This window comes from Actinotalea solisilvae, assembly GCF_016464425.1.
Lineage (GTDB): Bacteria > Actinomycetota > Actinomycetes > Actinomycetales > Cellulomonadaceae > Actinotalea > Actinotalea solisilvae.
The window spans coordinates 194,869-207,188 of sequence record NZ_JADDKQ010000003.1; the positions used below are offsets into that span (position 1 = coordinate 194,869).

The following is a 12,320-nucleotide window of genomic DNA, read 5'->3' on the forward strand; positions in this document are numbered from 1 at the left end:
CCGTGTCACCGGTGGCCGTTACGGTGACGTCACCGCCATCGGCCGCGAAGGAGGACCGCGTGCTCCACCTGCACCGCTCCGAGCGCGCCGATGCCCTCATCGCCCCGCTCGCCGCGGTGCTCGCCACGCCGGTCGCGGACCCGTTCGCGGTCGACGTCGTCGCGGTGCCGACGCGCGGCGTCGAGCGATGGGTCGCGCAGCGGCTCTCGCACCACCTCGGCACCGGCGGTCCGGGTACACCCGCCGACGGCGAGTCCGGGATCTGCGCGAACGTCACGTTCCCCTCCCCCGCGCGGCTCGTCGGCGAGGCGCTCGGGACCGTCCTCGGCCTCACCGCCGACGACGACCCCTGGCAGCGCGACCGGCTCACCTGGACCCTGCTCGACGTCGTCGACGCCAGCGCGGGCGAGCCGTGGGCGGCGCCGCTCGGCCGCCACCTCGGCGTCGGCGAGCCGGACGGGCCGCGCCGCGGCCGCCGCCTGCAGTCCGCGCAGCACCTCGCGGGCCTCTTCTCCTCCTACGCGGCGCAGCGGCCCGCGATGGTCCTCGCGTGGGCGTCGGGCCGCGACGACGACGGCGCCGGTGCGCCCGTCCCCGAGGACCTCGCCTGGCAGCCCGAGCTGTGGCGGCGCCTGCGGGCTCGCGTCGGCGCGCCGAGCCCCGCCGAGCGGCTCGACGACGCGCTCCGCCTGCTCGCCGCCGAGCCGGACCGCGTCGACCTGCCGGCGCGGCTCTCGGTGTTCGGGCCGACGCGCCTGCCCGAGGACCAGCGGCTCGTGCTCGACGCGCTCGCCCGGCACCGCGACGTGCACCTGTGGCTGCCGCACCCGTCGCCGGCGCTGTGGGCGCGACTCGAGGGCATCGGGTCGGCGGGCGCGCCCGGCGGTGACGCCTTCGTGGATCACGGCTCCACGGGCGCAGACGCCGGCGCGGCACTTGGGCGTGCGCGCGCCGTCGTTCACGCGGTGCCGCGGCGGCGCGACGTGCCCGCAGTCGCCGCGCACCCGCTGCTCGCGTCGATGGCGCGCGACGCGACCGAGCTCCAGCTGCGGCTCGCCGCGCTCGACGGCGCCTCGGCCACGCACCATCCCTCGGCCGAGCCCGCGCCGACCCTGCTCGGCGCTCTCCAGCGCCGCCTGCGCGGCGACGCCCCGGACGCGCCGCCCCACCCGCTCGCCGCCGACGACCGGTCCGTGCGCGTGCACGCGTGCCACGGGCGCGCGCGGCAGGTCGAGGTGCTGCGCGAGGCGCTGCTCGGCCTCTTCGCCGACGACCCGACGCTCGAGCCGCGCGACGTCGTCGTCATGTGCCCGGACATCGAGGCGTTCGCGCCGCTGGTCGCGGCGACGTTCGGGCTCGCACCCGCCGACGACGCCGAGCCCGACGCGCACCCCGGTCGGTCGCTGCGCGTGCGGCTCGCCGACCGGTCGCTGCGGCAGACCAACCCGCTGCTCGCACTGGTCAGCCGCCTGCTCGAGCTCGCGGACGGGCGCGTCACGGCGTCGGACGTGGTCGACCTCGCGGGCACCGAGCCCGTGCGTCGGCGGTTCGGGTTCGACGACGAGGACCTCGACCGCATCCGCCAGTGGGCCGTCGACGCGGGCGTGCGGTGGGGGGAGGACGCGACGCGGCACGAGCGGTTCGGCGTCCCCGCGCCGCAGGGCACGTGGGCGACCGCGCTCGACCGCATCCTGCTCGGCGCCGCGATGGCCGAGGACCACCGGTTCGTCGCCACCGCGCTGCCGCTCGACGACGTCGACTCGACCGACGTCGACCTCGCGGGCCGGCTCGCGGAGCTGGTCGACCGGCTCACCGTCGTGCTCGGCGACCTCGACGGCGTGCACGCGCCCGCGCACTGGTTCGACGCGCTCGACCGCGCGCTGCACCTGCTCGCCGACGTCGGCCCGGCGGACACGTGGCAGGACGTCGAGGCGCGCATGGTGCTCGACGACGCTCGCCACGGGGCGCTGGCCGCGGGCGGCGACGCGAGCTCTTCGGGTCCCGAGAACGGTGCAACTGACAGTTGCAGGGCCACCGAGCTGCGCCTCACCGACGTTCGCGCGCTCCTCGCCCACCGCCTCCGCGGCCGTCCCACCCGCGCGGGCTTCCGCACCGGCGCGCTCACGGTCTGCTCGCTCGAGCCCATGCGCGCGGTCCCCCACCGCGTCGTCGCGCTGCTCGGCATGGACGACGGCGCCTTCCCGCGCGGCACCCGCCAGGACGGCGACGACGTGCTGCTGCGCGACCCGCTCGTCGGCGAGCGCGACCGCCGCGGCGAGGACCGGCAGCTGTTCCTCGACGCGGTCGTCGCCGCGCAGGAGAACCTCGTCGTCCTCTACAGCGGCGCCGACGAGCGCACCGGCGCCTCCCGCCCGCCCGCGGTACCGGTCGGGGAGCTGCTCGACGCGCTCGACGCCGCGGGCGCCGCGGCCGACGGCGAGCCGGTGCGCCGGCACGTCGTCGTGCGTCACCCGCTGCAGACCGCCGACGAGCGGAACTTCGCCGACGGCACCCTCGGCCGGCCCGGCCCGTTCAGCTTCGACGCGCTGCACCACCGCGCGGCGCTCGGGGCGCGCGGCCAGCGCGCGCGCCGCGAGCCGTTCCTCGACGAGCCGCTGCCGCCGCTGCCCGAGGAGGAGGCGCGCGGCGCCGTCGACCTCGAGGACCTCGTCTACGCGCTCGAGCACCCGGTCAAGGCGTTCCTGCGACGGCGGCTCGGCGTGCAGCTGCCGGGCGAGGTCGAGGAGCTCGGCGACCGCCTGCCGCTCGAGCTCGACGGGCTGCAGACGTGGACCGTCGGCGACCGGCTGCTCGGCGCGGTGCTCGACGGCGTCGACATCGACGTCGCCGCCGCGGCCGAGCGCCGGCGCCCGCTCATCCCGCCGGGGCAGCTCGGCACGGCGGTGCTGCGGAAGGTCGGCCAGGACGTCGCCCCCGTCGCCGCGGCCGCCCAGCCGTACCTCGAGCGGCCGGGCGAGACGGTCGACGTCGACGTCGCCCTGCCGAGCGGGCGCAGCGTGGTCGGCACCGTGACTGGGGTGCGGGGCGACGTCGTCGTGCGGTGCGTGTTCTCGAAGCTCGCCGCGAAGCACCGGCTGCGCGCCTGGATCCAGCTGCTCGCGCTCGCGGCCGACGGCCGCACGTCGGTGCGCGGAGCCGTGACGATCGGGCGCGGGCGCAGCACGCGGCCGACCGCCGCGCTGTCGATCCTCGTCGCGCCCGAGCCGGAGGAGGCGAGGCGGCTGCTCGACCAGCTCGTCGCGCTGCGCGACCAGGCGCTGCGCGAGCCGCTGCCCATGCCCGTCGCCACCACCTGCGCCTACGCCCGCACGCGCGCCGGCGGCGACGGCGAGCTCGAGGCGCTCGACAGCGCGCGCAAGGAGTGGAAGGACAGCTTCGAGAGCCGGGACGCCCAGCACGTGCTCGTCTGGGGCGAGGACGCGACGATCGCCGACGTCCAGGGCACGCCGTCGCCCGCGGAGCAGCAGTGGTGGCCCGAGGACCGCACGCGCCTCGGCGTGCTCGCGCGGCGGCTGTGGGAGCCGCTGCTCGAGCAGGAGCGGACGGAGCTCGCATGAGCGCGGACTCCACCACGAGCGCGGCGTCCACCACGAGCACGGGGGCCACCGCGGGCGACGTCGCCGTCGAGCCCGTCTTCGACGTCTGCGGCCCGCTGCCCGAGGGCACCACGGTGCTCGAGGCCAGCGCCGGCACGGGCAAGACGTTCACCATCGCCGCGCTCGCGACCCGCTACGTCGCCGAGGGCCTCGCCGAGCTGTCCGAGCTCATGCTCATCACGTTCGGCCGCGCCGCGACGTCCGAGCTGCGCGACCGCGTCCGCGAGCGCCTCGTCGCGACCGAGCGGGCGCTGCGCGACCCGGCCGTGCGCGCGTCCGACGACGCCCTGCTGCGCCACCTCGCCGACGTCGACGACGCCGAGCTCGCGCGCCGCCGCACCCGCCTCACGCGCGCGCTCGCGCAGTTCGACGCCGCGACCATCGCCACCACCCACGGCTTCTGCCAGCAGATGCTCGCCGCGCTCGGCACCGCGGCCGACGTCGACCACGACGCGGTGCTCGTGCCCGACCAGGCGGACCTCGTCGACGAGGTCGTCGACGACCTCTACCTGCGCGGGTACATGGGCGAGGCCGAGCCGAGGATCTCGATCGGCGAGGCGCGGACCGTCGCGCGCGCCGCCGTGAGCGATCACGACGCCGACCTGCGGCCGGATGACCCCGAGCCCGGCTCCCCCGCCGAGCATCGCGTGCGGTTCGCCGCCGCCGTGCGCGCCGAGATGACCCGCCGCAAGCGCGCCCGCCGCGTGCTCGACTACGACGACCTCCTCGTCCTCCTGCGCGACGCCCTCACCGACCCCGTCACCGGCCCGGCCGCCGCCGAGCGCGTCCGGTCGCGCTACCGCGTCGTCATGGTCGACGAGTTCCAGGACACCGACCAGGTCCAGTGGGAGATCCTGCGCACCGCGTTCCACGGGCACCGCACCCTCGTCCTCATCGGGGACCCCAAGCAGGCGATCTACGCGTTCCGCGGCGCCGACGTGGTCACCTACCTCGCCGCGAAGGGCGAGGCGCACGCGACCTCGACCCTCGGCCGCAACTGGCGCAGCGACGCCGACGTCCTCACCGGGCTCGCGACCGTGCTGCACGGCGCGGCGCTCGGCGACGACCGCATCGTCGTCCGGCCCGTCGACGCGCAGCACACCGGGCGGCGGCTCGAGGGCTCGCCCGCGGTCCGGCTGCGGCAGGTCACGCGCCCGGCGACGGGGTTCAGCGGCTCGCTCCCGTCGGTGGGCGCCGTGCGCGCGGTGATCTACGCGGACGTCGCGGCCGAGGTGGTGCGCTCGCTCGAGCAGGACCGCCTGCACGACGACGGCTCCTGGCGCCCGCTGCGCCCGGGCGACGTCGCGGTGCTGGCGCGGCGCAACGCCGACGCCGTCGCGGTGCGCGACGCGCTGGCCGCCGTCGGCGTGCCGGCCGTGGTGTCCGGGCTGTCGAGCGTGTTCGGCACGCCCGCCGCGCGGCACTGGCTCACGCTGCTCACCGCGCTCGCGCAGCCGGGCAGCTCGGCGCGCGGGGCCGCGGTGGCGCTCACGCCGTTCGTCGGGTGGGACGCCGCGCGGCTCGACGGCGCCTCCGAGGCCGAGCGCGACGCCCTCGCCGACCGCCTGCGCGTGTGGGCGCACCTGCTCGCCGAGCGCGGCGTCGCGACGCTCGTCGAGGCCGCCGACGCCGGCGGGCTCACCGAGCGACTGCTCCGCACCGTGGGCGGGGAGCGCATGCTCACCGACGTCCGGCACATCGGCCAGGCGCTGCACGAGGTGGTCGTGCGGCAGCGGCTCGGCACCGCGGCGCTCACCGAGTGGCTCGCGACCCGCATCGCCGAGACGGCCGAGGACTACGCCGAGGAGCGCAGCCGGCGCCTCGAGACCGACGCCGCCGCCGTGCAGGTCGTCACCATCCACTCGAGCAAGGGCCTCGAGTTCCCCGTGGTGCACGTGCCGTTCGCGTGGGACCGGTTCGCCGCGTCCGGCCAGCAGGTGCTCCGCTACCACGACGACGCCGACCGCCGGCTGCTGCACGTCGGCGGGCCGGGCGACGCGACGTACGCCGACGCCCGCAACCGGCACCTCGCCGAGGAGCAGGGCGAGGACCTGCGGCTCACCTACGTCGCGCTCACGCGCGCGAGCTCGCAGGTCGTCGTGTGGTGGGCGCCGACGAAGAACGCCGCGGGCGGGCCGCTGAGCAGGCTGCTGCTCGGGCCGCGGACGCGCGGCGTCGAGCCGCTGCCCGCGATCACCGTGCCCAAGGACGACAAGGTCGAGGCGGCGTTCGCCGCGCTCGCCGCGGAGTCCGGCGGGGTGATCGCGCACGAGGTCGTCGCCACGATGCCCGAGCCGGTGCGCTGGCAGCCGCCGGGTGCGACGCCGCCCGCACTCGACGTCGCGCGCTTCACGCGGCACCTCGACACCGCCTGGCGGCGCACGTCGTACTCCGGGCTCACGGCTGCGGCGCACGAGGCCGTGCACGGGGTCGCCGACGAGCCGGAGACCACGGGCGTCACCGACGAGGCCGACGCGCCCGCGGTGGCGGGGGCGCTCGGACCCGAGAGCGCGCCCGCCGCAGGTCCGGTACCCGGCCCGGAGGACGCGCGGACGGCCGCGCCACCGGTGGTCGACCCGACACCGGGTCTCACGCACGGCGCCGCCGTCCAGGACGAGCTCGACCTCGGCGTCGGCGACGGCCGGACGACGGAGCCGGTCGCCACCGGGACCGGGGGTGGCGGACCAGCAGACGCGGGCACGCCGATCGCCGCTGCCACGGGCACGGGTGCCGTGACCGAGGACGCGCTGCGGGCGCTGCGCTCGCCCATGGCGGACCTGCCGGGCGGGACGACGTTCGGCACGCTCGTCCACGAGGTGCTCGAGCACGTCGACACCACCGCGGACGACCTGGGCACCGAACTGCTCCGGCGCTGCCGCGAGGCCGGGCTCACGCGCGGGCTCGGCGTCGACCCCGACGCGCTCGCGGCGTCCCTCCTGCCCGTGATGCGCACGCCCCTGGGCGACCTCGCGGGCGGGCGGGCGCTGGCCGACGTCGTGCCGGGGGACCGCCTGCCCGAGATGGTGTTCGAGCTGCCGCTCGCGGGCGGCGAGACCGACCGGCGCACCGCGCCGGGTGGGACAGCACCGCGCGGCGCCGTGCTGCGCGACGTCGCGACGCTCCTGCGGCGCCACGTGCCCGCCGACGACCCGTTCGCGCCGTACGCCGACCGGCTCGACGGCCCGCACACCGCGACCGAGCGGCTGCGCGGCTACCTCACGGGCTCCATCGACGCCGTCCTGCGCGTGCGCGACGACGACGGCACCCCGCGCCACCTCGTCGTCGACTACAAGACCAACCGCCTCGCGCCCGCGGCCGAGGACCTCACGCTCTGGCACTACCGGCCGGACGCGATGGCGTCGGCGATGATCGACGCCCACTACCCGCTCCAGCTGCTCCTCTACACGGTCGCGCTGCACCGGTTCCTGCGCTGGCGCCAGCCCGGGTACGACCCGGACGTGCACCTCGGCGGCGGGCTCTACCTCTTCGTCCGCGGCATGGCCGGGCCCGGCACCCCCGTGGTCGACGGCATGCCGTGCGGCGTCATGGCGTGGCGCCCGCCGACGGCGCTCGTGCTCGACCTCTCCGCGCTGCTCGACGGGAGGACGCCGTGACCGACGCGACCGGGACCGTCGCCGGCGCACCGCCGGCCACCCCGCCCGACCCGTTCGACGCGCGCCTCGCCCTGCGCGCGTCACCGCTCCTGCGCACGTTCAACGTCGCGGGCCTGCTCTCGGCCGCGGACGTCCACGTGGCGCAACGGCTCGGGCGGCTCGCGCGGGAGCCCGACGAGACGGTGCAGCTCGCGGTCGCGCTGGCGGTGCGCGGAGTCCGGTCGGGGTCCGTCTGCGTCGAGCTCGACGAGGCCGCGACCCTCACGGCCGAGGCCGAGGTCGAGGGCGGCGTCGCGGACGACCTGCCGTGGCCCGAGCCACGGGCCTGGCGCGAGGCGATCGAGCGCAGCCCGCTCGTCGCCGTCGGGCCCTACGGGCACGAGGACCGCCCGGTCCGGTGGGTCGACGGGCGCCTCTACCTCGACCGGTACTGGCGCGACGAGCAGGTGGTCCGGGCGGAGATCGACGCGCGCCTCGCCGCGCCGGCCCTCGCCGTCGACCCGTCCGCCCTGCGCGGCTCCGTCGAGCGGCTCTTCCCCCGCGACGTCGACGAGCGCCAGCGCCTCGCGGGCGTGACCTGCGCGGTCTCCCCGCTCACGGTCCTCACGGGCGGCCCCGGCACGGGCAAGACGACGACCGTCGCGCGCATCCTCGCGATCCTCCAGGAGGTCGCGGGCGAGGGCGCCGGCCGGCCGCGGCTGCGCGTCGCGCTCGCCGCCCCGACGGGCAAGGCCGCCGCGCGGCTCAAGGAGGCGGTCCAGCTCGAGGTCGGGCGCCTGGGCCAGACCGACCACGACCGCGTCGGCGACCTCGAGGCCACGACCATCCACCGCCTGCTGGGCTGGCGCCCCGGCTCGTCGACGCGCTTCCGCCACGACCGCTCGCGCCGCCTGCCGCACGACGTCGTCGTCGTCGACGAGACCTCGATGGTGTCCCTGCCGCTCATGGCGCGGCTGCTCGAGGCGCTGCGCCCGCACACGCGCCTGCTGCTCGTCGGCGACCCCGACCAGCTCGCGTCCGTCGAGGCCGGCGCCGTCCTCGGCGACCTCGTGCGTCGCGCCGCGGCCGGCGACGGCCCGCTCCCCGCGGTGGAGGCGGCGCTCCCGCTGCCCGCAGCCTTCCCGGCCGAGGACCACGCGGCGCTGCGGCACGGCGTCGTGCGGCTCACGGTCAACCACCGGTTCGAGGGGCTCGAGCTCGCCGCGCTCGCCGCCGCGATCCGCGACGGTCGAGTCGACGAGACGATCGCCCTCCTGCGCTCGGGTCACCCGTCGATCACGTGGGTCGACACCGAAGGCACCCTCACGCCGGCGCACCTCACCGGCCTGCACGACGACGTCCGCGCCGCCGGGTCCGCGCTGCTCGCCGCGGCCCGCGCGGGCGACGCGCCCGCCGCGCTGCGCGCGCTCGAGCAGCACCGCCTCCTCCTCGCCCACCGCCGCGGCCCCGCAGGCGTCGCCCACTGGGCCGAGGTCGCCGAGGCCTGGGTCGCCGAGCCCGACGCGCCCGACCAGCAGGGTCCGTGGCCACTCGGCCTGCCCCTGCTCGTCACGACCAACGACCGCGACAGCGGGCTCTTCAACGGCGACACCGGCGTGGTGATCGCGGACGAGGCCGGCGCCCGGGTCGCGGTCTTCGGCGACCCCGACCGTCCCCTGCGGATCAGCCCGCACCGCCTGCCCGCCGTCGTGCCCGTGCACGCGATGACCGTGCACCGTGCGCAGGGCAGCCAGTTCGCGCGCGTCTCCCTCGTGCTCCCGCCCGCGACGTCGCCCCTGCTCACGCGCCAGCTGCTCTACACCGCGGCCACCCGCGCGCGGGAGGCGGTGCGCCTGCTCGGCAGCGAGGACGCCGTGCGGGTCGCCGTCGGGCGGGAGATCCGGCGGGCCAGCGGCCTCGCCCGGTCACCGGGTCGGCCAGCAGGCGGCTGACCGCAGGCGGCTCGCGGCCGACGACGACCGGCCGACGGCAACGGGCGGGCCGGCCTCGAGCGAGCAGGCCTCGAGCGAGCAGGGCACGCGCGAGATCGCAGCGCTGCGACGGCCACGACGAGGCCGGGCCTTGCTGGGGGGATACCTGTTCATCGGCGGGCGATTCGCCCGACTTGAGTGCGGGATGTCCGATTCACCCGATCGGACCAACGCGCCGTCATCCGCGCTGGTCAGCGCTCCGTTACTCGGTGACGGTGACGGTGATCTCCGGCGTCGGGTCGTCCGTGCGCCCCTCGGGGTCGCCCTCGGTGCCGCGGTAGGAGTAGGTGAAGCCGATCGTCGTCGTGCCCGGGCCGACGGCCTCGAACCGGTAGGTGAGCAGCGCGCCCGCGCCGACCTCGCCGTCGCGCGCCAGGCTCTCGCTCTCCTCCTCGCCCTTCGACAGGATGCTCGCGTCCGGGCGGGTGGTGAGCGCCCAGCCGTCGCCGATCGACGCGTTGACCTCGCCGAAGTCGACGACGAGCGTCTCGCCCACCGCGAGCGTCGCCTCGGCGTCGGTGTACTCGACGACCCGCTCGGCGCCGCCGGTGCAGCCGGCGAGGGCCGCCACGAGGGCACCGGTCAGGACCACGCGCGCGAGCCTCGGCATGCGCGCCAGTGAACCACCTCCCCGCCGCGCGCCGGCCCGCGACGAGCCCGCGGTCGCCGTCGGGCGCCGCCCGACCTACCGTCGAGGGAACCGCACCGTCGCCCCGAGGGAGCCGAGATGTTCGTGCAGATCGTCCAGGGCAAGGTCCGCGACCCGCAGGCAGCGCGGGCCGAGCTCGACCGGTGGGCCGACGAGCTCGCGCGCACCGGCGTCGGCCTCCTCGGCGCCACCGCCGGCGTCACCGCCGACGGCCAGTTCATCAACGTCGCGCGGTTCGAGTCCGAGGAGGCCGCGCGCGAGAACAACGCCCAGCCCGCGCAGGCCGCGTGGTGGGCCGAGACCGCCGAGCTGTTCGACGGCCGCCCGACGTTCGCCGAGAGCTCGGACGTCACCGTCGACGTCGTCGGCGACCCGGACCAGGCGGGCTTCGTCCAGGTCATCCAGGAGCGCGTCACCGACACGGCCCGCGCGCGCGAGCTCATGTCGCAGGACTCGGGCGAGTGGAACGCGTTCCGCCCCGACGTCCTCGGCAGCCTCAGCGCCGCGCACGACGACGGCCGCTGGACGACCGTCATCTGGTTCACCTCCGAGGCCGAGGCGCGCGAGAACGAGGCGAAGGAGATGCCCGAGTCGATGCGCGCGGCCATGGAGGAGATGGCGTCGATCACCGAGGGCGAGCCGACCTACCTGGACCTCAACGAGCCCTGGCTGCTCACCCCCGGGCGCTGACGACGGCGCGCCCGGCCGGACCCGCCGCACCGCGGCGCGGAATGCCGCGCGGCGAGCGCGGGTTGTCGCCACGCGTGGCGACAGAACCGGCGACGACGACCCCGACGCGCGACGACGGCGTCGGCTTCCGCTCCGAGCGCGGCCCGATCCTCGTCGCGATCATGGTCACGACCGGCCTCATCGCGATCGACGCCACCATCCTCGCCACGGCCGTCCCGACGATCGTCGCGGACCTCGGCGGGTTCTCCTCGTTCCCCTGGCTGTTCTCGGTCTACCTGCTGACGCAGGCCGTCTCGGTCCCGATCTACTCCAAGCTCGCGGACACGATCGGCCGCAAGCCGGTCATCCTCATCGGCGTCGGGCTCTTCCTGCTCGGCTCGGTCCTGTGCGGGCTCGCGTGGTCGATGCCCGCGCTCATCGCCTTCCGCGCGGTCCAGGGCCTCGGCGCCGGCGCGGTGCAGCCCATGGCGATCACCATCGCGGGCGACATCTACACGGTCGCCGAGCGCGCCAAGGCGCAGGGGTACATCGCGAGCGTCTGGGCCGTCTCGTCGGTGGTCGGTCCCACGCTCGGCGGCGTGTTCTCCGAGTTCCTCGACTGGACCTGGATCTTCTTCGTCAACATCCCGCTGTGCGTGCTCGCGGCGTGGCTGCTCGTGCGGCACCTCCACGAGAGCGTCGAGCGCCAGAAGCACCGCATCGACTGGACCGGCGGCGCGCTGCTCACCGTCGGCTCGACGCTGCTCATCCTCGCCCTGCTCGAGGGCGGCAACGCGTGGGCCTGGACGGACCCGCGCAGCGTGGGCGCCATCGCCGTCGGGCTCGTGATGCTCGTGGGGTTCGTGCTCGTCGAGCGGCGCGCGGCCGAGCCGGTGCTGCCGCTGTGGGTGCTCTCGCGGCGCCTGCTCGCGACGACGGCGCTCGTCGGCGTCGGGGTCGGCGTCATCCTCATCGGCCTGACGTCGTACGTGCCGACGTGGCTCGAGGCGCTGCTCGGCGTCTCGCCGCTGACCTCGGGCCTGACCCTCGCCGCACTGACGCTCGGCTGGCCCCTCGCCGCGTCGCAGGCCGGCCGCCTCTACCTGCGCATCGGGTTCCGCGCGACCGTGCTGCTCGGCATCGCGATCGTCGTCGTGAGCACGGCCGCGCTCGCGCTGCTCTCGGGCACGCCGTCGATCGCCGTCGTCGCCGCGTGCTGCTTCGTCATCGGGATGGGCATGGGCCTGGTCGCGGCGCCGTCGCTCATCGCGGCGCAGTCGAGCGTGGAGTGGGGCGAGCGCGGCGTCGTGACCGGCGCGAACATGTTCGCGCGGTCCATGGGCAGCGCCGTCGGCGTCGCGGCGCTCGGCGCGCTCGTCAACGCGCGCATGCGGGGCGACGACGCCTTCGCCGCTCCCGAGCGCTTCGGCGAGGCGGCGACCGCGGTGTTCGTCGCGGTGTCGGTCGTCGCGGTCGCGACCGCCCTCGCGGCCGTCGCCATGCCCCGCGACGAGCACAACGCCCCGACCGCCTGAGCTCAGCTGCCGCCGGGCCGCCCAGGACGTGAAGGGTCGGTCGCAGCCCGCGCGACCAACCCTTCACGCCACGAAGCCGGCACGACGTCGGCTGGCGAGACACCCCGCGGGCCGCATGGGCCCTCGATGTGAAGGGTTCGTCGCGTCCCGCGCGACCAACCCTTCACGCCACGAAGCCGGCACGACGTCGGCTGGCGAGACACCCCCACGCGCCGCATGGGCCCTCGACGTGAAGGGTTGGTCGCGTCCACCGCGACCAACCCTTC

Annotated in this window: 6 protein-coding genes; 5 read left to right on the plus strand and 1 reads right to left on the minus strand. The window is 76.6% G+C overall.

The genetic code is table 11. From position 1 onward, the window contains the following. The first annotated feature begins 59 nt into the window (after positions 1-59). Genes recC through recD form a run of 3 tightly spaced genes read left to right on the plus strand, consistent with a single transcriptional unit; the run spans position 60 to position 9,162 of the window. Positions 60-3,578, plus strand: coding sequence for an exodeoxyribonuclease V subunit gamma (gene recC, locus JIG38_RS04235; protein ID WP_199422504.1), 3,519 nt, complete (start codon positions 60-62; stop codon positions 3,576-3,578). Then, a complete protein-coding gene (locus tag JIG38_RS04240) occupies positions 3,575-7,231 on the plus strand; it encodes a UvrD-helicase domain-containing protein (protein WP_199422505.1) in 3,657 nt (1,218 codons plus the stop codon). Before recC ends, JIG38_RS04240 begins: the two co-directional genes overlap by 4 nt. Then, the gene (gene recD, locus JIG38_RS04245; protein ID WP_199422506.1) at positions 7,228-9,162 is read left to right on the plus strand and encodes an exodeoxyribonuclease V subunit alpha; all 1,935 of its coding nucleotides are present in this window, start codon (positions 7,228-7,230) and stop codon (positions 9,160-9,162) included. The genes JIG38_RS04240 and recD overlap by 4 nt, the downstream gene beginning before the upstream one ends. A gap of 241 nt (positions 9,163-9,403) precedes the next feature. On the opposite strand, the gene JIG38_RS04250 is transcribed toward recD, so the two are convergent. Then, a complete protein-coding gene (locus JIG38_RS04250) occupies positions 9,404-9,811 on the minus strand; it encodes a protease inhibitor I42 family protein (RefSeq protein ID WP_199422507.1) in 408 nt (135 codons plus the stop codon). 117 nt (positions 9,812-9,928) lie between these two features. On the opposite strand from JIG38_RS04250, the gene JIG38_RS04255 reads away from it, so the two are divergent. Both JIG38_RS04255 and JIG38_RS04260 read left to right on the plus strand, forming a co-directional pair. Beyond that, positions 9,929-10,540, plus strand: a complete 612-nt coding sequence (locus JIG38_RS04255; RefSeq protein ID WP_199422508.1) for a hypothetical protein — start codon at positions 9,929-9,931, stop codon at positions 10,538-10,540. Positions 10,541-10,701: 161 nt separating this feature from the next. Then, on the plus strand, positions 10,702-12,054 hold the full coding sequence (locus tag JIG38_RS04260; RefSeq protein WP_233404453.1) for an MDR family MFS transporter: 1,353 nt from the start codon (positions 10,702-10,704) through the stop codon (positions 12,052-12,054). Positions 12,055-12,320: the final 266 nt, after the last annotated feature.